The sequence below is a fragment of the Virgibacillus sp. L01 genome, assembly GCF_052246775.1.
In the GTDB taxonomy this organism is placed as follows: domain Bacteria; phylum Bacillota; class Bacilli; order Bacillales; family Amphibacillaceae; genus Lentibacillus.
Genome location: NZ_JBQQCP010000010.1, coordinates 88,291 through 112,570, shown reverse-complemented (window position 1 = coordinate 112,570; position 24,280 = coordinate 88,291). Strand labels below are relative to the sequence as shown.

Annotated in this window: 27 protein-coding genes and 1 rRNA gene; 6 read left to right on the top strand and 22 right to left on the bottom strand. The window is 37.3% G+C overall.

The genetic code is table 11. The annotated features are described in order from the left end of the window. From ACTWQM_RS17050 to ectA, 5 genes are all read right to left on the bottom strand, one after another. Positions 1–91: ribosomal RNA gene (locus ACTWQM_RS17050) — 16S ribosomal RNA — on the bottom strand; the annotation flags it as partial. Between the two features lie 560 nt (positions 92–651). Next, positions 652–1,890, bottom strand: coding sequence for a SpoIID/LytB domain-containing protein (locus tag ACTWQM_RS17045; RefSeq protein ID WP_443259362.1), 1,239 nt, complete (start codon positions 1,888–1,890; stop codon positions 652–654). 251 nt (positions 1,891–2,141) lie between these two features. Then, positions 2,142–2,528, bottom strand: coding sequence for an ectoine synthase (locus ACTWQM_RS17040; protein WP_209482357.1), 387 nt, complete (start codon positions 2,526–2,528; stop codon positions 2,142–2,144). A gap of 38 nt (positions 2,529–2,566) precedes the next feature. Continuing rightward, positions 2,567–3,847 carry a diaminobutyrate--2-oxoglutarate transaminase gene (ectB, locus tag ACTWQM_RS17035; RefSeq protein WP_443259361.1) on the bottom strand — a complete coding sequence of 427 codons (1,281 nt, stop codon included), beginning with the start codon at positions 3,845–3,847 and terminating at the stop codon, positions 2,567–2,569. 4 nt (positions 3,848–3,851) lie between these two features. After that, the gene (gene ectA / locus ACTWQM_RS17030; protein WP_443259360.1) at positions 3,852–4,421 is read right to left on the bottom strand and encodes a diaminobutyrate acetyltransferase; all 570 of its coding nucleotides are present in this window, start codon (positions 4,419–4,421) and stop codon (positions 3,852–3,854) included. A 354-nt stretch (positions 4,422–4,775) separates the two neighbouring features. On the opposite strand from ectA, the gene ACTWQM_RS17025 reads away from it, so the two are divergent. Further along, positions 4,776–6,008: a dicarboxylate/amino acid:cation symporter gene (locus tag ACTWQM_RS17025; RefSeq protein ID WP_443259359.1), complete on the top strand. Its 1,233-nt coding sequence runs from the start codon at positions 4,776–4,778 to the stop codon at positions 6,006–6,008. Between the two features lie 67 nt (positions 6,009–6,075). Here the strand turns inward: ACTWQM_RS17025 and ACTWQM_RS17020 are convergent, their stop codons facing one another. The 11 genes from ACTWQM_RS17020 to ACTWQM_RS16970 form a co-directional block, all read right to left on the bottom strand. Beyond that, positions 6,076–6,459, bottom strand: coding sequence for a DUF302 domain-containing protein (locus ACTWQM_RS17020; RefSeq protein WP_443259358.1), 384 nt, complete (start codon positions 6,457–6,459; stop codon positions 6,076–6,078). Between the two features lie 202 nt (positions 6,460–6,661). Further along, complete coding sequence (locus ACTWQM_RS17015; RefSeq protein WP_443259366.1) at positions 6,662–7,021, bottom strand: rhodanese-like domain-containing protein; 360 nt, start codon at positions 7,019–7,021, stop codon at positions 6,662–6,664. Between the two features lie 332 nt (positions 7,022–7,353). After that, the gene (locus ACTWQM_RS17010) at positions 7,354–8,139 is read right to left on the bottom strand and encodes a sulfite exporter TauE/SafE family protein (protein ID WP_443259357.1); all 786 of its coding nucleotides are present in this window, start codon (positions 8,137–8,139) and stop codon (positions 7,354–7,356) included. Between the two features lie 45 nt (positions 8,140–8,184). After that, entirely contained in the window at positions 8,185–8,412 is a 228-nt protein-coding gene (locus ACTWQM_RS17005; protein WP_443259356.1) for a sulfurtransferase TusA family protein, read from the bottom strand. Positions 8,413–8,430: 18 nt separating this feature from the next. Then, positions 8,431–9,561 carry an MBL fold metallo-hydrolase gene (locus ACTWQM_RS17000; protein WP_443259355.1) on the bottom strand — a complete coding sequence of 377 codons (1,131 nt, stop codon included), beginning with the start codon at positions 9,559–9,561 and terminating at the stop codon, positions 8,431–8,433. Positions 9,562–9,581: 20 nt separating this feature from the next. After that, positions 9,582–9,980, bottom strand: a complete 399-nt coding sequence (locus tag ACTWQM_RS16995) for a DsrE/DsrF/DrsH-like family protein (RefSeq protein WP_443259354.1) — start codon at positions 9,978–9,980, stop codon at positions 9,582–9,584. A 21-nt stretch (positions 9,981–10,001) separates the two neighbouring features. Beyond that, positions 10,002–10,574 (bottom strand): sulfurtransferase TusA family protein, encoded by a 573-nt coding sequence (locus ACTWQM_RS16990; RefSeq protein ID WP_443259353.1) that lies wholly within the window; start codon positions 10,572–10,574, stop codon positions 10,002–10,004. Between the two features lie 13 nt (positions 10,575–10,587). Continuing rightward, positions 10,588–10,887: a rhodanese-like domain-containing protein gene (locus tag ACTWQM_RS16985; protein ID WP_443259352.1), complete on the bottom strand. Its 300-nt coding sequence runs from the start codon at positions 10,885–10,887 to the stop codon at positions 10,588–10,590. 186 nt (positions 10,888–11,073) lie between these two features. Further along, positions 11,074–11,553, bottom strand: a complete 480-nt coding sequence (locus ACTWQM_RS16980; protein ID WP_443259351.1) for a DsrE/DsrF/DrsH-like family protein — start codon at positions 11,551–11,553, stop codon at positions 11,074–11,076. 148 nt (positions 11,554–11,701) lie between these two features. Beyond that, positions 11,702–11,962, bottom strand: coding sequence for a metal-sensitive transcriptional regulator (locus ACTWQM_RS16975; RefSeq protein ID WP_443259350.1), 261 nt, complete (start codon positions 11,960–11,962; stop codon positions 11,702–11,704). Positions 11,963–11,981: 19 nt separating this feature from the next. Next, positions 11,982–12,236 (bottom strand): hypothetical protein, encoded by a 255-nt coding sequence (locus ACTWQM_RS16970; RefSeq protein ID WP_443259349.1) that lies wholly within the window; start codon positions 12,234–12,236, stop codon positions 11,982–11,984. Between the two features lie 275 nt (positions 12,237–12,511). Between ACTWQM_RS16970 and ACTWQM_RS16965 the strand changes: the two genes are divergently transcribed. From ACTWQM_RS16965 to ACTWQM_RS16955, 3 genes are all read left to right on the top strand, one after another. Then, entirely contained in the window at positions 12,512–13,054 is a 543-nt protein-coding gene (locus ACTWQM_RS16965; RefSeq protein ID WP_443259348.1) for a sigma-70 family RNA polymerase sigma factor, read from the top strand. After that, positions 13,047–14,204 (top strand): hypothetical protein, encoded by a 1,158-nt coding sequence (locus ACTWQM_RS16960; RefSeq protein ID WP_443259347.1) that lies wholly within the window; start codon positions 13,047–13,049, stop codon positions 14,202–14,204. The genes ACTWQM_RS16965 and ACTWQM_RS16960 overlap by 8 nt, the downstream gene beginning before the upstream one ends. Positions 14,205–15,141: 937 nt before the next feature. Then, the gene (locus tag ACTWQM_RS16955; protein ID WP_443259365.1) at positions 15,142–15,630 is read left to right on the top strand and encodes a hypothetical protein; all 489 of its coding nucleotides are present in this window, start codon (positions 15,142–15,144) and stop codon (positions 15,628–15,630) included. Between the two features lie 429 nt (positions 15,631–16,059). On the opposite strand, the gene ACTWQM_RS16950 is transcribed toward ACTWQM_RS16955, so the two are convergent. From ACTWQM_RS16950 to guaC, 6 genes are all read right to left on the bottom strand, one after another. Beyond that, positions 16,060–16,920 carry a glycine betaine ABC transporter substrate-binding protein gene (locus ACTWQM_RS16950; protein ID WP_443259346.1) on the bottom strand — a complete coding sequence of 287 codons (861 nt, stop codon included), beginning with the start codon at positions 16,918–16,920 and terminating at the stop codon, positions 16,060–16,062. Positions 16,921–17,258: 338 nt separating this feature from the next. Next, positions 17,259–17,867, bottom strand: a complete 609-nt coding sequence (gene safA / locus ACTWQM_RS16945) for a SafA/ExsA family spore coat assembly protein (RefSeq protein WP_443259344.1) — start codon at positions 17,865–17,867, stop codon at positions 17,259–17,261. A 301-nt stretch (positions 17,868–18,168) separates the two neighbouring features. Continuing rightward, positions 18,169–19,422: a YeeE/YedE family protein gene (locus ACTWQM_RS16940; RefSeq protein ID WP_443259343.1), complete on the bottom strand. Its 1,254-nt coding sequence runs from the start codon at positions 19,420–19,422 to the stop codon at positions 18,169–18,171. Between the two features lie 154 nt (positions 19,423–19,576). Continuing rightward, positions 19,577–20,197, bottom strand: a complete 621-nt coding sequence (locus ACTWQM_RS16935) for an NUDIX hydrolase (RefSeq protein WP_443259342.1) — start codon at positions 20,195–20,197, stop codon at positions 19,577–19,579. A gap of 141 nt (positions 20,198–20,338) precedes the next feature. Beyond that, entirely contained in the window at positions 20,339–21,511 is a 1,173-nt protein-coding gene (locus tag ACTWQM_RS16930) for a hydroxymethylglutaryl-CoA synthase (RefSeq protein WP_443259341.1), read from the bottom strand. Positions 21,512–22,128: 617 nt separating this feature from the next. Continuing rightward, entirely contained in the window at positions 22,129–23,112 is a 984-nt protein-coding gene (gene guaC, locus ACTWQM_RS16925) for a GMP reductase (protein WP_443259340.1), read from the bottom strand. A 175-nt stretch (positions 23,113–23,287) separates the two neighbouring features. Between guaC and ACTWQM_RS16920 the strand changes: the two genes are divergently transcribed. Then, complete coding sequence (locus ACTWQM_RS16920; RefSeq protein ID WP_443259339.1) at positions 23,288–23,758, top strand: divergent PAP2 family protein; 471 nt, start codon at positions 23,288–23,290, stop codon at positions 23,756–23,758. Between the two features lie 149 nt (positions 23,759–23,907). Beyond that, positions 23,908–24,255, top strand: a complete 348-nt coding sequence (locus tag ACTWQM_RS16915) for a four-helix bundle copper-binding protein (RefSeq protein ID WP_443259338.1) — start codon at positions 23,908–23,910, stop codon at positions 24,253–24,255. Positions 24,256–24,280: the final 25 nt, after the last annotated feature.

Here is a 24,280-nt window from a genome sequence, read left to right as displayed (position 1 = left end):
CGAAGGGATCCGTCTGCTTCCCGCGCTCGACTTGCATGTATTAGGCACGCCGCCAGCGTTCGTCCTGAGCCAAGATCAAACTCTCCATAAAAGTTCGTTTGATTATGATTGACACCAATCAATCATTCTTGTCTTAGCTTTAAAAATTGAAATCAGGGTTTAAAAGTTTAACTTTTTTAACCTGTTTTCTTGACATACTGGTTGTTTTGTTCAGTTTTCAAGGAGCAAATTTCATTGCCGCCTCTCAAAATGGCGACTTTTTAAATATACCATATTAACATCAAAACTGTCAATAGATAATTTAATTTAATTTGTTTAGTTGCCTTTTTTGCGCAACCCATTAAATATATCATTCTAGCAATACGCTGTCAATAAGAAAAATCATTTTAATAAAATAGCGTCGATAGCTGCATTTCTTTGCCACTTAAGCAATTACAGTAAGCTATATTTTTTAACAGCGAGATTAATATTACAGCTTTTCAGGGAAATAGTCAATAAGCTTCAAGAACTTTTTTCAGGTTTTTAGCTGTAAATTATTTCCTTGCCACCATGAAGGAATATACTTAAGCTAACATTCCGTACATTAAATCCTTTTCCCTCTATTATCTAATACTAAACCTATAAACCAAATTTGTTATACATGATCTATATCTATTTACTATTCATATTCGTAATCGAGGTTCCAGGATAATAAAACTGAATAATTTCCTTATAACTACTTCCTGTTTGCCCCATTATATGTGCTCCCCATTGGCTCATCCCCACACCATGGCCAAAGCCCCTTCCTGTCATCGTATAGATCCCATTATTTTTTTCAAGTGAATCAATTAGATAACTCTTAAAGATAGTTCCACCAATCAAAGGACGAATATGATCTATCGCAACCTCTTCACGTACAAGCTGTTCAAATAGGATAGTTCCCTCTGGTAGCCTATGCAAAAACTGGATGGTAATCGATCCAGTTATCCTGCGCTCAGATTCATGCCTTTTATTGGATAACTCAAAGTGGGGAATACTTAGAATTTTAATATTCCCAGGGTAACCATTTCGTTGGAGCCAACGTTTCATCGATGATGTGATTGCCTGATCCTTCTCCACAGTTTCCCTCCACCAGTGTGGATTCTCCCAATTAATCGTATTAAGCGAAATTTGTACTTCCTGCAGATTAAATTTCCAGGGATGAATTGGATCGTATGGATCTTTTTTTACCGGGAAATATGGCAATGGTTTACCATCCCATACATGTGCATTGTTCTCAGTAACCCCGCCATTACTTGCAGAATAGAAAGCATTAATCGGCTTATTTTGGTAGGTAATCACCTCACCATGTGTTTCCTCAACAGCCTTTGAAGTATTTTTATACCACGTATATCCACCATAGACCTGATAGCGTATTGTATCATCGATGACTTCCGATGTATGGGTAGCGGCATACGTCCTTGCAGCCAGTGTTTGTGCCTTCAGCGTTTCAAGCCCCCAGGAGGGGAAAACTTCATTTGGCACTACTCCTTTCAAGTAATCTTCAAGTGGCAATTGATTGACTGGACGAATAAATTTTTTATCCTCAATTACAAATTCCATTGCTCCTAAATATGGCCGGTCATTTACTGCAATACGGTGAGCATGATCGTAATTGCTTGGTATCAGAACCAAGGATTCCTTTATTTTAAGTTTCTCGCCAGCACCCTCCAAAATAAAAAAATCGTTATTTGTGACTGTTAAAGAATAATTCACTCCTTCGTGTAGTGATAACATAGGATCAAGCGTATAATATTCTCCTTTAAACTGAAAATTTAATTCTGATGTTTTATCAATATTATTCACAAGTTTAACCTTAATCATTTCCTCTGCTTTAAGTGACTCCGGAAACATAACTAATATGACTGTCATAAAAAATAGTAGAAGGTGTCTCATATCCTTATAATACCAACGACTGATATGATTATTCACTTCTTCATCGTTTATTTTCCCGACAGGCTATTTAATGTCTTCCGATAAACTTAGAAAGCTTGGTATTCGCCAAGCCTTAATGGCGAGTGCTTTAGTGGCGCTTATGCAATAAGAAAGGATTTATACTTTCTTAACTGCTAAAAAAGGTAAGAAAACAGGACCAACCTGATTTCTTACCTTTATCAATTCTCTTATTCTGTTAGCAGTGGATAATATCCTTCTTCATTATGTGTTTCAGTTCCAACTAGTGGAGGATTAAATACACATACCATGCGCATTTGTGTTCTGGCACGGAGTCTATGCTTTTCGTAATCATTTAAAAGATACATTGTTCCTGGTTTTAGTTGAAAGACTTCACCAGTTTTTAGACTTTCAACTTCTCCTTCTCCTTCTATACAATAAACTGCTTCGATATGGTTTTTATACCAGAAGAAATTATCTGTGCCTGCTTTTATAATTGTATCGTTCATACTAAATCCGACTTTTTCTTTATTTAGAATAAATCTGCGACTCGTCCAATTCTCTCCAGATGTTTCATCTTTTGTTCCTTTTATATCTTCAAGTGATTTTACGATCATACCTAATTCCCCTTTAGCGTATTTTTTTGTAGTATATTCTATTTAGTAAGAACATGTTTTATGCTATCTTCAAGAATTCCCAATCCTTTTTCAAGGCCTTCTATATCAATAATAAGTGGTGGAAGGAATTTAATAACTTCATCGTCTGGTCCGGAAGTCTCCACAATTAAGCCACGTTTAAATGCTTCTGCACAAATATCATCTGCAAGCCCATCAACGTTGATGGCTATTCCCTGCATTAAACCTCTGCCTCGTGGTGTACCTTTAAGCTCAGGATATTTTTCTATAATCCTTTCCACATTTTTAGTTAAAAAGGCTGCTTTTTCCTGAACTGCTAACCCAAAGTCATCTGTTTCCCAATTGGTTAGTGCTTCAGTTGCTGCAATAAATGCAAGATTATTCCCACGGAACGTACCATTATGCTCGCCTGGACCCCAATATTTATCATATTCAGGTTTAATTAGCGTAATTGCCATTGGTAAACCAAATCCACCAATTGATTTTGAAAGACATACTATATCAGGGTTTATACCAGCAGGTTCGAAGCTAAAGAACGTACCTGTACGTCCGTTCCCTGCTTGAACATCATCAATAATTAATAAAATATCCCAGCGCTTACATAACGCATCTACTTTCTTCAGCCATTCCATTCTTGCAGCATTGATGCCACCTTCTCCTTGAACAGTTTCCAGAATAATTGCAGCTGGCAACGCTACTCCGCTTCCGCTGTCTTCCAGAAATCTTTCCAGGTAAGCAATTGTATCTTGATCTTTCACATAATCATCAAATGGCATTGATACTGAATGATGCAGCGGAACTCCTGCCCCATGACGCTTAAATGAATTCCCTGTTACAGAAAGTGACCCAATAGTCATTCCGTGGAACGCATTGGTGAAGCTAATAACCGAATCACGTCCTGTTACTTTTCTGGCAATCTTCAATGCACTTTCAACAGTATTGGTTCCGGTTGGCCCTGGAAACATTACTTTGTAATCAAGCTCGCGAGGTGTAAGGATTACTTCTTTGAAGTTTTCAAGAAATTCTTTTCTCGGGTTAGTTCCCATATCGAGGCTATGAATAATTCCATCATTACGAATGTATTCAATTACTTTATCCTGCATGGTTTGATCATTATGGCCGTAATTAAGCGTTCCTGCCCCTGCAAAGAAATCAATATATTCTATTCCATCAATATCCCACATCTTATAGCCTTTGGCCTTTTGGAAAATGGTTGGCCAGCCTCGACTGTAACTTCTTACTGCTGATTCTAATTCTTCAAACGTCTTCATTTTCGCATCAGTAAGTTCTGCTGTTGCCATTTTATCATCCTTTTATAAGTTTATTTTCTTCCTTAATAGGTCCAATCTTAAACAATAGCTCATCTTCATGTCCTTCCCGAGGGAAGTCATCAGCTGAAAAATAGTCATTTATTAAACAATTCGTTTCAAGTTTCATCGCAAGGCCCTTAAATAATTGCTGAGATGGTGTATTCGATGGGGAGACAGTTGCTTCAACATAGGATACTTCTTCACAAAATGTGCGATTCAGTAACTGATACAACATCTTCGTTCCCAGACCTCTTCCACGCTCAGACTCATTTACGGCAACTTGCCAGATAAATAGTGTGTTCGGGTTGTCGGGATGAATAAATCCGGAAATAAAACCAACCGTGTTCCCTTCCCTTTCAGCAACAATGGATGTTTCAGAAAATAGTTCACACCACATGAGATAGCTGTACGAAGAATTTAAATCAAGAACTCCAGTATCTTTAATCAATTCCCAAACTGCCGCTCCATCATTTTTATCAGGCTTACGAAAGAGAAATTCTGTTTTTATGTCATTTGGTATTGTTATTTCACTAGTTCCGCCTTTATTAATGCTCTCACCTCCCAAAAATTTACTTACTATAATAGCTTATATTGAAACGACCGAAAATATCAAAACGATTTAACCGTTATTTAGCCTGTTTAAATGTTATTTGCAACGGTGTACGCCATTTAGTTGCCATGAACTAATAGTAACTATAAATTATTAAAGAATAGAGCGAATTTTAAAGAATCTGGTGTAAAATACCAAATTATGTAATTTTTAATACAAAAATAAGCATAGTAAAAACAATTTTTCAACCGTTTTAATGTATTAATCTAATAGATCTTTCATATTTATTAGGTATGAATTTTTAGGGTTGTTCCAATAATGTTATTCGCATTAAGTCTTTGCCAATTTTAATAAAGGAGGTAGTTATTAATGGCAAAAACCGGAAAAATAGGGTTACTGCCGCAAATTTTAATTGCTTTTGTAGTCGCTATTATTGCGGGGGTTATTTTTGGGCCTGATATTAAGGTTGTTCAGCCATTAGGTGATCTGTTTTTGCGTCTTATTCAATTTATTATCATTCCTTTAGTTGCATCTTCCCTTATTGTAGGTGTCGCTAGCACTGGCAACATGAAAACACTTGGACGAATTGGTGGAAAAACAATTGGATACTACTTGGCTACAACACTTGTAGCAGTTACCATCGGCTTATTTGCCGGATTGTTGTTTTCCCCAGGAACAGGAGTTGATGTCTCCAATGCTGGAGAAATTCCTGAAGCAACCGAAACAGGCAGTGTGGTCGACATATTACTCAACATCATTCCAACGAATCCAATAGCCAGTTTGTCAGGCGGCAATATTCTGCAGATCATTTTCTTTTCACTTTTCTTGGGTGTAGGGATAACAATGGTAGGGAAAAAAGCAGATCCGGTGTATCATTTCTTCGATGGACTTGCAGAAGTTATGTACAAAATCACTTGGGTTATCATGAAGCTTATCCCTATAGGTATATTCGGCTTATTAGCACCAATTATTGGGGAGTACGGTCTATCGGTATTGCTTCCATTGATTAAGCTGATTTCCGTCGTGGCCATCGCCTGTATTGTACATGTTCTGGTTACTTATTCCATTGCTGTTAAAACGCTTGGAAAAATGAATCCAATCCAGTTTTTCAAAGGAATTGCACCAGCCAGTCTAGTTGCATTCAGTACACAAAGCAGTTCAGGTACATTACCTGTCACAATAAAATGTACCGAAGACAATTTAGGTGTTTCGAAAAAAATATCAAGTTTCATATTGCCGTTAGGTGCAACAATTAATATGGACGGTACATCACTGTATTTGAGTGTTGCAACACTGTTTACAGCACAAGCATTTGGAGTTGAATTATCGCTTGGACAAATGTTAATGGTAGTTTTAATTGCAACGCTTGGTTCAATTGGTACAGCTGGGGTACCTGGTGCTGGCTTAGTTATGCTGGTACTTGTTCTAACTGCAGTAAACTTACCTCTTGAAGCTATTGCGTTAATTGCCGGTGTCGATCGTTTCATGGATATGTTCCGGACCGCAACGAATATTACAGGAGACGCAGCAGGCGCTCTAATTATCGGAAAATCCGAAAATGAAGTTGATCAGGATCTTGATTTTAATTCTGCAGCAAGTTAGATGAAATTTCTCACTTGCTAATCAAAAGGACAATGGGGATAAGTGATATACCCATTGTCCTCTCTGTTTAAATACTTTTATCAATACTCGCTATCATTCTATTTTCGATATCACGGGCAATTTCATTAAGGGACTCATCTTCAACCATTTGGATTAATGCAGTTGGCTTTGGCATACCAATTTTCGTCATTCCAGCATCTTCATAAACAACAATTTTACATGGCAAAAAATAACCTACAAGCTGATTTTGTGATAACACTCGTTGTGCTTCTTCTGGATTACAAACCTCTAAAACTTGAAAAGGCTGATTAAATTCAAACCCCTTTTTCTGCAATGTGTCTTTAACATCAAACTGCCAGAGCACTCCGAATTTTTCTTCCTTCAAGCTTTGCTCAAGTGATTGGGTAGCTTGCTCTAATGATTCGGTTGTTTCAACTGTATAATGAAACATAATAGTCATCTCCTTTTAAATAGTTCGTTATTTTTATTCAAGCTGACTTTACCATTCGTTCATTCCACTAACCATATCTTTCGCTTCCTAACCAAATGCACTAACGTGTTTTGCACGCTACAATCAGGCGGGATTCTTAGCTGTCAGAAATATTGACTTTTTTTATCCTTAAGTCGGTCACGTGAATTGTTTTGCCGTTCGTCTAAACCCAGACCCCCATGCCACCTTTTACATTATTCACTTTCTCGAATCCTTTTTTCTTTAAAATTTTAGAAGCCTTCATACTTCTCATGCCGCTTTGGCAAATTACAACTACTTCTTTGCTTTTATCCAAGTCAGCTGATTTGTTTGCCAGCTCGGATAATGGAATGTTCTTGAAAGGCTTTCGATGATTCGCTTTGTATTCACCGGGTGTTCTCACATCAATAAACTGTGCTCCATTTTTTTCGCTGAATTTATTTTTTGCTTCTTGCGTTGTGATATTTGAGATACCCTTAGCAGGCATAAATCGACTAAATATAAACCATGCTGCACCAATTATTATTATCCATTGAATAATCATTTCCACGACAACTCCCCCTATAATGAAAGCAAATCATGAGAGATTGGCTTTCTATTAATTGAATTCTTATTAAGGCTGTTTCTGCAAGTATGTTGCAATCATCTGTATATTGTAACGTATCCTATACGTTACAAATGAACCACCGCTGTGGAAAAACACTAGATCACCTGGTGCAGTAGTTCATCCTACTCATAACAAATCAAGCTCACTGCTGGGGCATTACTTGCTGCTTTATGAGCTTGCATTTTCCACAGTTGCGGTGTCATACCACCCAAAATATTTTTCGATATTACAGTTTTAATTGTCTGGAAAAGCAACAATTTTGCAGACAATTAACTTAAGAAGTCTAACCAGATTTTGATAGCTGTTCCAAGTATGAGAATAGCTAGAATCCATTGCAGAATTTTTGTATTTACTTTTTGTCCGAATTTCGCACCAAGTGGTGATGCTATTAAGCTTGCTACAATCATAATTATCGCTGGAATAAATAAAACCTGACCAGTCAGCAATTTACCTGTCGTCGAACCAATTGAAGAAATAAATGTAATTGCTAATGAAGTCGCAATCGTCATTCTTGTTGGTACTTTTAAGACAATCAGCATAATTGGAACTAGGATAAATGCGCCTGCAGCACCGACAATACCTGCTCCTACTCCTACAATCAAAGCCAGAGATGCTGCTAACCATTTGTTAAACGTAACCTGATCAAATGGTATATCATCTAGACCATTTTTCGGCACAAACATCATAACAGCAGCAATTGTAGCTAATATGCCATAAACGAGGTTAATTCCCGCATCTGTCATGAATTGGGATCCATACCCACCGACAAAGCTACCGATTAAAATACTGATTCCCATGTAAATGATCAACGTCTTATTTAAATAGCCACCTTTACGATATGCCCAAACACCACCGATAGTGGCAAACAGAACCTGAACGGCACTTATCCCAGCAACCTCATGAGCAGTAAATGTAGATAGACCTACCATTGCTGGGATATATAATAGCATAGGATATTTAATGATAGAGCCACCGATTCCAACCATTCCTGAAACAAAAGAACCGATAAACCCAATAAGAAAGATTGTTACTAAAAATATAATACTGTATTCCATAGTTTATCCCCCTAATAAGAGGGGACCCATGCTACCGGGTCTCCTTTATCCTTTTTTAATCCAAAATTTGAGTACATCGTCTTCTTCTGTATCTTTTAGTAATTCATGACCACCAGATTTTGCCCATGCAGCCAAGTCGCTTTTAGCTCCTTTATCAGTAGCATGAATTTCTAAAACTTCGCCTGTATTAATATCCTTCATTGCCTTTTTTGTTTTTACAACAGGCATTGGACATGCCATTCCTTTTGCATCTAACAATTTTACTGAATCCATTATTATTTCCTCCTTATATTATCCTTGAACCGCACAACGGTTAGGTCCAATTTCCATTTCTCTTTGTTTTTCGTTTTCAGGTGTTATTTTACCCATATTTGTTTTACGAATATCTTCATATGCGTTTGGCTGTGGCGGAAGGTTTTCCGTTACCATTTTTCTGAATTCATTCTCATCGTCTACTTGTAAACCATCATTGTTTTGGTAAAGATCTCCCAAACGAGCTGATACACTACCATCATCCCCTAGTTCTTCTGCAAATGAGTAATGTGCAGGTAACACAATTAAATCATCAGAAAGCTCTTTGTAACGACTATAAAGTGTATTGCGAAGATCTCCTACCCAATCTTCTGCTTTTCCTGCTAAGTCGGGACGACCAATTGATTTCACAAATAGAATATCTCCTGTTAACAAGTACTTATCATCAATAATAAGTGAAGTACTTCCAAGCGTGTGTCCAGGTGAATAAACAGGTTGTACGTTAACGGTTGTATTTCCAACAACTATATCATTACCTTCTTCAAGTGCAGCATAATCAAATGTGACTTCATCCGCATCCTTTGGAGGCAGATGATAAGTTCCACCCGTTTTTTCTGCTAACTCACGACCACCTGAAATATGATCAGCGTGTAAGTGAGTATCAATGAGATGCTTAATCTGCACACCCTCTTCACCCGCAAATTTTTCATAATTACTAATCATGCGGTTTGAATCCACAATTGCTGCTTCACCATTGGATTCAATAAAGTACGACAAGCACCCTTTACCAAGACGGACAAATTGATAAAGACTTCCACCATCTTTTAAGTCAGCAATTTTCACTGGTTCTAAATGTTCGCTCCATGCTTTCATTCCACCTTCAAGATCATACACATTGGTAAAACCTTCTTCTTCCATCATCTCAGCTATCATCTGTGATGATCCGCCTTTTGCACAGACAACGATAATCTCCTGATCCTTATTAAGTTTGTCAGCTACAGGCTCTACACCATCTAACAAATTAAAATACGGTTCATTTATTACTTCTACTTTTCCGCCTTCAATTTTCCAGTCATCAAATTCATCTGTATTACGAACATCTAAAATTAACGTTTCCTCATGATTAACAACTTTCCTTGCTAGTTCTTTTGTTGTCATTGTTTGTGACATAATACTTTTTCCCTCCTAAATTAAAATGTTAATGTTATATTCGCATCCTTCGCATAATCGATAAATGAAGCAGCACCGCCAACTTCTATCCCTTCAATAAATGCATCTTTTTCTAGGTTCATAACATCCATAGTCATTTGACATGCAATTAGCTTAATTCCCATTTCCTGGGCGATACCTACAAGTTCCTCAATAGAAGGAACATTTGCTTGCTTAAATCCTTCTTGGAAGTGCTCTTTTCCTTCAGGAAGCGGCAAGTTTTTATGTCCTTCCTTATGAATTAAATTTAACCCTTCAAACGTAAAGAAAATTCCTACCTCTTCGTCTGAAGCTGCAGCTGCTGTAGCTACGTTAAATACCTTATAAGCGTCAAATAAACTTCCGTTTGCAGCAATAATTGCTACTTTTGTATTAGCCATTTTAAATTCCTCCAATTTATTTTAGTTATTTTTTTCTGTTGAACCTACCCATTTGGACATTCCTGGTATTACATTTTTTACATTTTTATAGCCTTTTTCAGTTAGCTTTTGAGCCGCTAAATCACTACGGTTTCCTGTACGGCAAACTACATGCAGTTCTTTATCCTTAACTAACTCTTCAAATCTTTCTTCAAGTTCCCCAAGGGGTATATTTAAAGCACCAGGAATATGTCCAAAAGCAAATTCTGCCGGCTCACGTACATCCAAAATGGTGATATCCTCATTGCCATCTACTTTACTGCGAAGTTCTTCCAAATCTGTAATTTCCTCATGTTTTGTTTCTTCTTTCGCTTCTGCCTCATCTGCCTTTCGCAGATAGTGCTTCAATACTTTTTCTTCTTCAACTGTGCCAAGATAATGATGACCTGTACTCTCTGCCCATGCTTTAATATCGGCAGTAGACCCTTTATCAGTTGCTTGCACTTCCATCACTTGACCCGGATCCAGGTTTGTAATAGCTTTCTTTGTTTTAACAATTGGCATTGGACAAGCCAACCCTTTTGCGTCTAACGTTTCATTTGCTGTAATAGTCATGTTAACTCCTCCTTTATTTCTCTACTTCATCTTTCCAATCAAGCATTCCGCCTGCCACGTTCGTTACATCATATCCTTGTTCTTTAAGAAATTCACTTGCTTTACCACTTCTTCCCCCGGAACGGCACACCATATAATGATGTTTATCTTTATCAATTTCATCTAACCTCTCCGGGATTTGGCCAAGCGGTATATGGGTTGCACCTGGTATTTTCCCTTGAGCTACCTCATCATCTTCTCGCACATCGATAATATTTACGTTCTCTTCACCTTTTAATTTTTTTGCTAAATCTTTCGTTGTAATTTCCTTCATTACTTTCCCTCCAAATGGTTATATTTCTATATTCCCCTAGCAGTTTAAAATCATAATTTATACCTATCGGGGTATATTTACAGCTAAAAAAATTTGATAAAATATGCAATGAGTAATGGTTTCATGGTAATTAAACCGAGTCCGCGCTCTCATAAACCTGGCCGAGCAGGCCTCATTACATTTATATTAAATAAATAAACTTACATTGCCGTCTTCTGCTTCACCAATATATGCTGCTACTCCTCCATATTCAATTTCATCAAGTAATTCATCTTTTTGGAGTCCAAGCAAATCCATTGTCATGGTACATGCAATTAGATTTACATCTTGTTCTTGTGCCATTACTACTAGCTGAGGCAGAGGCATTGCATTGTGCTTTTTCATAACATTTTTGATCATCTTTTGACCCATTCCTAAATAGTTCATCTTGGAAAGTCCCATTTTATCAACGCCTCTTGGCATCATTTTCCCAAACATCTTTTCCATTAAACCTTTTTTAACTGGAACCTGGTTCTCTTTACGAAGTGCATTAAGTCCCCAAAAAGTATGGAATATGGTTACTTCGTGGTCATATGCCGCAGCACCATTCGCTATGATATATGCTGCCATCGCTTTATCATAATCACCACTGAACAGAACAATCGTTGTTTTTTTCTGGTCTGACATTCCGCATTCTCCTTTTCAAATTAGATAATAATCCGAAATACACATACCTGTATGGGTATTATTTCGCCTTTAAAAAATGGGTTAACCTTTTTCGCTTAACCCAATTTGTATAGTAAAGGACTTAAAAATAAATGTCAACTTTATCTGCTTATCTGCTTTTAACTAGTAAATTAACTGCTTCCTTGATAAGGTCTTCAGATGTTTCTCCTTCTCCCTTTTCCTCACGAATGCATTGCTCGAGATTAGTGCTGACGATTAATGCTGCAGTACGATCCATTGCACTTCTTACTGCTGACATTTGTGTTACAACATCACGGCATTCCTTTTCTTCTTCCATCATTTTCAATAAACCTCTAACTTGTCCCTCAATACGTTTCATTCTATTTTTCATTTGATCATCATATTTCATCTTAACGACACTCCTTTCGTTAATCTTTGACCATGTGATAACCTACTACACGTTTCCCTTTATTTCGTAGAATTCTTGTACTTACATTTCTCCCTACGACATCAGAAGCAATTACTACAATGTTTTTATCTGGGATATTATGAAAGTGCCGACTTAAATATGGCACCGGAATGCTATACGCTTGGTCTATTATATCATTAAACGAATCCTGATAATCTCTTGTGTCAACAATTGCTACATCTTCTTTAGAATAGGATACATAATTTAGGTCCATTTTGCCAATCCCAAAGACCGGCATATACCTATGGTAGAGAAAAAACAGGAGAAAAGTTATTATTATAATAAGTGCTATACTCATTGCTTTCCCCTTTCACTATTTATCAAATCATCACCAATAATATACCCGTATAGGTATTTTGTCAATAACTAAATTTGCAGAAGAAATAACCGCCAAGCAGAGGCCCTGCAAAAAATAAGGAAAAATTAACATTAAAGCAGACTTTAGCTCGATCCCAATCGTTAATAATGTAGGGAAGGAGAGATGAGCAGGTGACCGAATATACAAATAATACGACTAACCTTACTCGTGATCAAGCAATTGAATTCATCATGGATCATTATGGTGAAGCCGTTAAACGAATAATTTATTCATATGTTAAAAATCATCACACAACTGATGATTTATTTCAGGAAGTACTAATTCTTATCTATAGAAAATGGGAAAAATATGATGGTCGATCTCAATTAGTAACTTGGGTGATCAGAATTGCCATCAACCGTTGCAAAGATTATTTGCGCTCACCACTCCATCGCATCAAACTCGTAAAAGATCAATGGCTCGACCAAAAGGATTATCAGGATGCAGAAAAAACTGTTATTCAACAAGAACAATGGGATGAGCTCGCAGAAGCAATATTAAATTTGCCCATCAAAAATAGAGAAGTAATGATCTTAACGTTTCAGCAGAACATGTCCCTCAAGGAAATTGCCGAAGTAACAGGTGCTCCTGTTTCAACAATAAAAACCCGCATGCAACGAGCGAAAAGGCTGTTAAACCAACATGTCAGTAAGGAGGAATGGACCCTTGAATAAAAAAGAACTTAAAAAATCCCTTGACCGGAATATAAGTGAAAAACCCCTGTTTACCGATGAAGACCGGGAGCGATTTTATGAATGGAAACAAAATACAAATCATAAAAAGAAGCGGTTTAGCGCATTCCCAAAGGTAGTTACAGCATTGTTCTTTATTGGCTTGGTAAGTGGAGTTATGTATTATGCAGATTCAGAAAATCCATTTCAACAGCCTTTACCTCCTGATCAATCTGCTGACAAAGATAACAAGGAACCAAATGAAAATAAAAATCCAATTGATTTCTCTTCTAAAGTCGAACCGAGAGCTGAACAAATTAAAGAAAGCTTCAATTATGACTTAACTTTACAGGAAGCACAATCATTATACGGAAAGTACGGAGAAGGAATAACGTACGAGAAAACAAACCCATCAACAGGCAGAACGAATTTAACCAGTGAGTTTGTCTATTTCAAATCTGATGAATTCAAGCATGTGAAAAACATGTCTTTTAGTGAAAAAGACTTTAGACAAGGAAAACTTGGTATCCTATTTCAAATTACCTGGAAGAACGAAAACGAATTGCAATCAGCAATGCTCACCTATTTATCAAAAAACGGCGAACGTATTGTAACTGAAAAATTTACTTCCGATGGTTACTTTGAAGGTAAGGATCAAGAGCGGGTACAACTGAAATACACACTCGATATGCAAGGGCTAGTATTGGAATCCATAGGTGAATCCATTAATAAAAACCCAGAGAGTTTAACAAAAAATGACCTTCAAGAGGTAGAAACATTAACGATAAATGCTTCTGAATCGAGCGGTATCTATGATGTAAAAGGCGATCTTGAACACTTTAGTTCCATGTCTCAATTAACATCGCTTACCTTAAATCAAGCTATCATTCCTGAACACCTTTTGGAAGTAATTCCAAACCTGGATAAAATGACATTTATTGGACCAACTCTTAATGATTTAAGTTCTGTTTCATCTGCGTTAGATAAAATCACTTATTTGAACATTAAAGAAAGTTCATTTAGAGGAAATGCTGAAGATATTATGAAGTTAGAAAATATAGAAATCGTTATACTGGACAAATCGACCGTGACAGACTGGAACAAACTAGAACAGAACGGAATTACAGTACTGGAAAATCCTCCATCAAATTAATAAACACGAAGTATCGTTAAAGAGAATCATACTTCGGGGTGCAAGCCTTAAATTGGTGCAGTATCCTTTCTGAACTGCCAAAAAAAACAGTGATGAACAAATCTGTCATCGCTGTTTTTTTGTTAGTCAGACTGACTCAATATCAAAAATACTTATATTCATTATTCAACTTTCGCAGCGTAAAATGAACGCATAAACCTTGAAGGAATAAGAAAGGCTGAAGATACACTACTTGAGTTGACCTTGGATCAACGGTACGTATTTGATATATAATGAAACTTAGCTTTTTGCTGCTTTCCCTATTTTTAATGAAGGCTGAGTGCTTCGATTCGTTCCGGCAGAATACTTCGCTTTCCATGGGCACGACCTCAGCCTCCTTGCCCCGGCAAGGGGTATGCCGACGTTGTCCGCAAAGGACGGTCTTAGTCGGCCTTCATTTAATTGCTTCTTCCGGGGTATTCGGAACGTGCTGTTCCCATAGGAGTCTGCGTATTCTGCCTCCACTGGAAGAGGCTTTCTTGATTAGAGGCTGAAGTGTACCCTATGGATAAGAAAATCAAGGTAAAAACAGTCCTGCGTAGGAAATACACGGAGACTCCTGCGGGAATAGCAACAGCTGAAGATCCCGCAGGAAGCGGTTTTTGCTTCCGAGGAAGCTGAAGTGTTGCCCGCGGAAAGCGCAGTGTATTTCCGGAGCGGCTTCATAGCATTTAATACTTTCTACAAAAGATTTTAACTACGTCGCATTTTATATCTTATGTGTACAAAAAACTTTTATCAATGTTGTTTAGAAAACAATTAAAAGCGTTCTTAGATTATCAAGATAGCTGTTTGAACTTATTCTATAGATACGAAAGTTAAATTCATTATTTATCCGAACAATGTTACGAACTTATTTTTTTCAGGTTTAACTATATGATAGTGAAGTCAGGGAGAGATACTTTCTATAGAGACAATCTTTATTAAAAATAACGTTATTAAGGAAATACGGAAAAACCGGCTAAATGAAGATCAAACGATACTCCACGTTACAGATGCACAAGTGTTTGGAATTAAACAAGTAGAAGCTTATTACCAGAAAGTCTTTCAAAATGGCGATGATTGGGGGATCGCCGGTGGGCTTATCCAGGAAACACATATGCCGGAAGAAGACAGAGCCTATGTCGCTGAAGGTGATCAGATTAAACAAATATCTCACTTCTTTTTCTGGACTGCTTGGATTTCCAGTACCGAAAGAGTTGGTGGAGAAATTACGTACACAAACAACTGGCCTTATTATAAGGATGCTGGCAACACCATGTCATATTCGGCCATACTCTGGAGTGGTGTAAGTATTACAATTCTGGCACCGTTTATCGCTATCATTCTATATGTTTTTTATCGTTATCATTTTGGTATGGAACCAGCATTTACTAAAGATAATTAAGGAAGCCTGGAAATACAACAGAAAAATCATTGCCGGATGATGAATAACATCTGTTAGGAAAACGTTAGCTTTTCTGTATTTGTGTGAAATAAGGTCCTTGGTGTCCGCTAACCTGCATTCAGCAGCCATGGTGATTGCTTAACTACTGACAAAAAACTACTGAAAACTAAAAAGCATTCGCTGTAAACTGAATATACCTAAATTAGGACTGAATAACACTGGGCGAAAACTGATTAATCGCCCTTGTGATAGATCAAAGACTGAATAATTGCTGGGAGGACTGAATTGGGGTTCTCCTCTCCATGGATTATGACCAACGTCCTTCCCCGGCATCCCTCATGCATAAATATTTACAAATAAAAACAGGATAGACAGTTCATACTTTGTCTATCCTGTTCAAGCTTTATCTCATTTAGTCGGCGCTAATACTTATTTTTCCAGCCATTTATTTACTTTGTCCTGATTTTCCTCAACCCAGGCTTCTGCTAATTCTTCAGGTGTTTTACCTTCAGAATCAATGGCCATGATCCACTTCTCCACTTGTTGAAGCGTCAGTTTCATATTAGAAAACAGCGTATAGGCTGTCGGCGATTGTTCTTGTAAGTCAGGAGTAACACCTACTTGAACATCATCAAGCTTCCATACATTTTTGGGATCATCTAAAAATTTCAAATCCATTCGCACGAACATCGGATGAGGACGCCATGCATTAAAAACAATTCCACCTTTATCTTTCATTACACTTTCGACCTGAGCAAGCATCGCTGCTGTACTGCTGTTTTTTATTTCAAAGTCCTTCATGTCATATGCTTCTACCATTTTCTTTGTCGTATCTGCCATCCCACTGCCCGGATCGATTGCATAAACATTTTTGTCGAATTTCTCTTTATACTTGTTTAAATCCGCAATTGAATTAACATCTTCCATGTATGCTGGAACAGCAACTCCTAATGGCATTTCGGAGTACAATGTACCTGCAATCTCAAATTGGCCTTCATATTCCTTCAAATAGGAACTTTGCAGGTTTGGTGCCCAAATATCAATAAATGCATCAATTTCCTGATTAGCTAGCGCTTCATATAATATACCAATCTGTCCTTCTACAATCTCTACCTCAAACCCTTCCTGCTCTAAAATTTCCTTTGATAGATATGCAGGTACGGTTGCATAATCATATGGATCTAACCCTATTGATATTGTTTGTTGTTCTTTTTTGTTATCTTTGTTGTCTTGACTTTCCTGTTGCTCCCCATTACATGCTGTTAACACAAGAATAAAGCTCAAACTCAAAAAAAGGATCATCCTTCTTGCACTTTTTGCTGAATTAATAATTATACTCACACTCTTCCATTTTTATTTTTAAGTACGAATTAAACACTAACTCCTTATCTTCTCGTCGCACTTCGAACTTTATAATAACACATTCTGAACATTTTTTTTAGAAAACTTGGCTTATGCCAAGCCTTTATATAGATAAGCCTTAGTTGCACTTATGCAGTAAGAAAGGATTTATACTTTCTTATCTGCCAATGAAAATAAAAAGGATTACCTGCCTTCACCTTTATTATAATGAAATAATCCGTGAACTCTAATAAATTAGAACTCACGGATTTGGTAATATTTACTATTTACTTTTTTATAAACATTTGAGTCCAATGGCGACCATCATCCACATAGCCTACACCAATGTGTGTGAAATCTTCATTTAAGATGTTTTCTCTGTGTCCAGGACTATTCATCCACGCATTTACAACTTCTTCTGCGGATGCTTGACCCCTTGCAATGTTTTCCCCTGCTGATTTATAGGAAATTCCAAAGTCCTTCATCATCGTAAATGGTGAACCATAAGTTGGGCTATTGTGGCTAAAGTATCCAACATTATTCATATCTCTGGATTTATATTTTGCTACTCTAGCAAGCTCCCAGTCGTATTTCAATGCAGGTAATCCCGCTTCGGCTCTTTCCTTATTAACGAGTCTAATAACTTCCTGTTCCTGATTATATTCCTCATTTATCACGATATTAATTTTCTGTCCGGGATAAATCAGATTGGGGTTTGAAAGCTGAGGATTTGCTTCAATTAGCTCACTTACCCCTGTAGTAGTTTTTAAAGCGATTTTCCAAAGGGTATCCCCAGGTTCAACAGTATATGAATCTGCTGCCATTGTCGTTGCCGGAAATAGTAAAGCGATTGACAGGATTGATATGATAGCGATTTTACTGATTTTATTACTCATGAAAAACATCCTTTCTTTTGGCTATACTGATAGAATAAAGAGTTTCAGAGATTTAGTCATTACTAAATATTTGGAAAGTTTATTACAATATAATTACATTGATCCATAAAAATCGGCAAACATTATGATAACGCATTCTATTAGACTATCTATCGTAATATAAACGAAATATTAATGCGTATATTTTTTATAAAAACATTTGCCTTAAGCTCAGTTGCCCTAATCCATTAATAAAGAGTGCCTTCTTATCTGACAAAAAAATCACCATGCAAGTAATTCACATGGTGATACTAATGATAGATTAACAAAACGAATCTTTTGATTTAGGGACAGACAACCCGAAGAGTGGTCTGAGATATAGTGCTACAAAGGTTCCAGCTAATGCCAGTATCCCCCAAATATACCCGTGAAGACTGAATGACGCAATTCCACCAAAGTATGCGCCAATATTACAACCGAATGCGAGGCGTGCGCCATAACCTAACATTAATCCTCCAATTACAGCCGCAGCAACATTTTTACTATTTATTTTCGTAAATTTGAAAAGTCCACCCGCCGCTGAAGCGAGAAATGCTCCTAAAATAACCCCTAGATTCAAAACAGTTGTGGAGTCCATAAAAATCGATGACTCTAAGACAGCTGCGTTTGCTCCTTGCCAATACCCCCAGCTAGCTACATCGATTCCTAGAAATTGTGCTGCTTTAGATCCCCATAATGCGAAAGCTGAAGTAACGCCCCAAGGTGCACCTCGAGTCATTAGTGTTATCGCATTAAGAACTGCCAATGTAATTGCTGCTGCGAACAATGGCCATGATCCACGTAGAATTCTCTTCCATCCTCTAGTTGACGGAATGGTTGCCATTTTAGGTGCTTTTCTCTTTTTCTCTACAACTAAAGTAATCCAAGAAATTAAACCAAATAACACAATCGACAAAATCCAGGCACCACCATATCCTAGTCCTGTGGATGTTGCTAAAGAAATAGGTTCAAACGCTGGTAGCTCTTGAGTCCAAAATGGAAGATGATAAGCTCCGATTGTTGAACCAACAATAAAGAATAATAGCGTTACAAACATAACAGAGCGTCCACCACCAACAGCATAAAGCGTTCCGGATGCACACCCTCCGCCAAGCTGCATGCCTATCCCAAACATGAAAGCACCGACAAAGAGACTAACACCAACTGGCGCTACATATCCAGCTACTCCTCCTCCAAAGAATGAATAACCAAATGCCAGAATTGGAGCAAATAATGTAACTGCAACAGCTAACATCAGCATGTGCGAACGTAACGCCTTCCCATTCCCAACAGACATAAGCCTGCGAAATGCTGATGTAAAGCCAAAGCGAGCATGAAACAGCGTATATCCAAGCGACAGGCCAATTACAAGCAGTAACGGCTGAACAATATTTTGCGTAACCATAAGATAAATCATTAAGATAGCCCCAACGATCAGCCCACCAATTATTAGCGGCATTTGAGGCTTATTTAATTCAGTACTATTCTGTTGTACCGGATCTTTCACTTCATCTATAGGTTGAACTTTAGTAGCCATTTAAAACATCCTTTCCTTATAAAGTTAATAGGAATTATTCCATAATAACGACTAATCATTTTAGTGTCAACGGAAGTTTCGCAAAATAAATAACCCCGAGTAAGACTCCATTAAATGAAATCTTACTCGGGGTAAAAAACACCTTTATTATAGATTATTTTTCCTGAATAATTGCAGTAAAATGAGAAATAATCTTTGCAGTCATCCCCCATATAACTTTATCTCCGTAAGTATAGAAGTATTCGTCAATTTTTCCGTTCCGCCAATTATAGTTACGTCCCCCAACGATCAAATCAAAAGGAAAATTTTCCTCCGGTTCAATACCCATGTTTACGCTATGAATTTCCGGATTCGTTTCCATAAAAAACTTCAGCGGAACCGTAAATACCTCCTCAACTTCGGAAGGATTTGCTTGTATACGATCAGTTTCCCTCAGAAAACCTGCGTACGGATAAACAATCATTCCAAACGGAGAAACAAGATAATCTAATGGGTGAACTTGTGAAATATCTGTACTCTCAATACCCAGTTCTTCCGTTGTCTCCCTTATTGCAGCATCCTTTTCTGTTTTGTCACGGTTATCAAGCCTTCCTCCAGGAAAACAAATTTCTCCCGGCTGTCTCTTTAAAGAATGTGAACGAACTTCAAATAGCACATGAATTCCGTCATCCTTCTCAACAAGTGGTATAAGTACTGCAAATTTAGAAAAACTTTCACTGCCAAGAATTTTAGGGGTATGTTCTTTCACTTTAGTAAAAATTGAATTTGCATTCATATAGTCACCTCAATATAATTTAGAAGAGATTATATTCAATCATAACATACCATTGAATGCCATTACTTCCATTTAGAAAGCAAACTATAATCACGAAAAAACTCTGGAAAGAATTATCGATCCAGAGTTGTTCAGTAAGTGTTATTTTACCTTATTGACATATTGCCGTTTATTATCATCCATACCTGACAAGCAAATGGACGCAGGATCGTTATTTATATCCAAATTAATGGTTGATCCATCAGTTGGCAGCGTCTGCTGGAAAATTTCTTCATATTCCGAAACCGTTACTTCTTTTCTTGAGGAAAATAAATCGTTATGTTTTCCAACATACAAGTGCTCTCTGTAGTTTGGCTGCAAGATACCGGTGAAGAACTCTCCAACAGCCCCGGAACCATAGCTGAATAACCCAATTCTTGCTCCAGCTGCCAAATCATCTTTTTGTTCAAGAAGCGAAAGCAAACTTAAATATAATGAGCCAGTATAAATGTTTCCTACATTCCTATTGTAGCCTGTACTGATTTTGTAGTTTGCTACTAATCGTTGTTTCACATCCTCTGATCCCTCATCCAAAACAGTTCTCAACGCTTTAAGTCCCATCTTTGTGTATGGAAGGTGGAAACAAATTGCCTCAAAGTCATTTAGCACAAGATTCGCTTTCGTCTTGTATTGCTCCCATACTTTGGAAAAGAAAGAAATGTATTGCTCATTGGACAACTTCCCGTCAACAAAAGCTTTATCTGAATACACTGGACGCCAAAAGTCCATAATATCAGAGGTGAAATATACACTCTGATCCTCAAGTGCCATAATATTAGGATCTGCACTAACTACTAATGCAACTGCTCCAGCCCCTTGCGTTGCCTCTCCTGGCGTATTCAAACCATATCTTGCAATATCTGAGCCAAGCACCAATACCTTACTCTTAGGATTCAATGCAATATGTCCTTTCGCCATTTGAACACCAGCTGTCGCCCCATAACAAGCCTGTTTTACTTCAATAACGCGAGAATATGGATTTAACCCTAATAAGTCATGTACATAAACACCAGCTGACTTAGAGCTATCAATACCTGACTCTGTTCCAAAAATAACAAAGTCAATCGCTTCCTTATCTTCCTCGTCCAAAACTTCCAATGCGGCATTCGCTGCTAATGTAACAGGATCTTGTGTGATTGGAGGTATTGACATCTTTTCCTGTCCAATACCAATTGTAAATTTCTCAGGCTCCACATTTCTGCTGACAGCCAGTTTGTTCATATCAACATATAAATGAGGTGCATAAAACCCTATTTTATCTATCCCTATTTTCACGATGAGTTCTCCTTTTCTTACCAATATTAGAAAACTTGGCAATCAATCGTCAAGCCTTAATGGTGACTGCCTTAGTGCATTTATGCAGTAAGATAATTATTATTCTTCCTACTACTAAAATCAGGCCACAATATATACATAAAGTGGCTAAACTATATTTTACTATAAATAACACGAGAATTAAATTTTCATGATGTTGAAAAATTCTAGTCGTTATTAAGTATCCTGCTCAAGCTGTAATTTAATATAGATGTTTATTGTTATATAAATGAGGAGTCAGTTATCGAATTAAAGCAATTAAAAAGGTGGATAACGGAATGGGGATCCGACAAATCAGCAGGATGAATCCTCATTCCGCTAATAGGTGGAAAATGTCTTTCAAGAGGGGTGAATCGGATCCTCGTTCCGCTAATTGCTTAATATTTATCGAATATGAGGTTTAAACAGACCAATAACGGAATGAGGATCCGAAAGTAGCCTTTAAACGAAGAATTTTTAAGGAATAACGGAACGAGGATTCATCATCCTAAATCCTCTAATGAAATTATTTAAGCGGACACTAGTATTTCTGCTTCAGCTAGATTCAATGCCTGCTTTCAAAAGTGCAACTTATTTGCTTAATATACTTTATCCCCATTAAAAATGGAATTCTTCACAACAACATAGTCTACATTACGTATTGCCTGCAATTTGGTTCCTCCAGCATAGGAAATGGCAGATTGAAGATCCTGTTCCATTTCAATCAATGTATCTTTGAGTGAGCCTTTATGCTCCACAAACATTTTCTTGCCTTCCACATTTTTCTTTTCACCTTTTTGAAACTCTGAGGCAGAACCAAAGTATTCTTTAATAAACTTACCATCTTTTTCAATCGTTTCACCTGGAGATTCCTCATGTCCAGCGAACAATGAACCAATCATGACCATAGATGCTCCAAATCTAATCGACTTAGCTATATCGCCATGCGTACGAATGCCACCATCCGCAATTATCGGTTTACTTGCTGCCTTTGCACACCATCTTATGGCTGCTAATTGCCAGCCCCCAGTTCCAAATCCTGTTTTTATCTTTGTTATACATACCTTCCCTGGGCCGATACCTACTTTTGTTGCATCCGCACCAGCATGCTCCAGTTCTCTTACCGCTTCTGGAGTACCAACATTCCCAGCGATAACAAAACTTTCAGGCAGGTTTTTTTTAATATACTCAATCATGTTAATGACTGCATTGGAATGTCCATGTGCAATATCAATTGTGATGAATTGTGGTGCAAGCTGTTCATCAGCTAAATGCTGTATAAAATCATATTCTTCTGCTTTCACCCCTACACTAATAGATGCGATTAATCCACGTGAAATCATTTCTTTTATAAAAGCGACACGCGCCCCAGGTTCGAAGCGATGCATGATATAAAAGTAACCATTTTCAGCTAAGGATAATGCAATCTTTTCATCTATTATAGTTTGCATATTTGCCGGAACGACAGGCATTTTAAAAGTGTACCCACCTAAGCTTACAGTTGTATCACATTCGGACCTGCTATTTACCACACATTTTGCGGGAATTAATTGAATATCTTCATAATCAAATGCATTTTCCATAGTAACACCTCTTAAAAACGAATATTTTATTAATATTTATAATCAATGTTCGTACATTAGGTAATTTACATCATTAATTGTATTCTGTCAAAGGATATTGCAACTATTTATATAAAACTCCTTTTTTGCATAAAAAGCAGAATTTATTCTCATCCTATATTTCGAGGTGAACCATATGTTAAATCGATCGATAATAACGGCTTTAATAGGTATAGGTGCTGCTCAATTTCTAAAGGTCCCACTGAAATATTTAGAGGAAGGTACATGGGACTGGACGAGGCTGATTGGTTCTGGCGATATGCCAAGTTCTCATTCTTCAGCAGTTACTGCCCTTACCACTTATGTAGGACTTGAAAAAGGTGTTCCTTCAATCGAATTTGGGGTCAGCAGTATTTTTGGTTTAATTGTCGTTTATGATGCAATGGGAATTCGCAGACAAACTGGTGAAATCGCCATGGAAGTAAATGTGTTAAACGAACAACTGGAAAGATTTGCAAATGAGCATCCCGGCGTTTACCACAAAGAACGTAAGAAAAAATTGGAAGAATTGCTTGGTCACATGCCAATAGAGGTAGCTGGTGGTGCGTTATTAGGGATTGCAATAGGAGCTATAAGCTATGTAACCGAAAAAAATGATTCACAGTGAATACATATCAGAGTTGTACGCTGTAAACGAACTTGACCCACAAGGCTGTTTTTATATTCCTGTTACGAAGTCATTACAAAGCAAATCTTTGTATGAAATAGTTTCAATTACACATATTACTGTCGAGTAAAAATTATGGAGGTTTTAAAATGGGAGTATTATCAACATCACCAACAAACATGGATAACTGTATTGATGCATGTCTAAAGTGTGCTCGAGCGTGTGAGGAATGCACAACCGCTTGCCTGCAAGAACCAGATGTTCAGGCTAGAATCAGATGTATTCAAACATTAAATGATTGTGCTGAAATTTGTTTTCAATCGGCAGCTTACATGTCCCGAAACAGTACATTTGCCAATCAGCACTGCCAGATTTGCGCGACTATCTGTGATGCGTGTGCAGTCGAGTGTAAAAAATTTACAGATAACCATTGCCAGGAGTGTGCAAAAATATGCCGTGAATGCGCGGAAATATGCAGGAATATGGTTTCTTCTTAATCTTATCATCCCCACTTATAGTGGG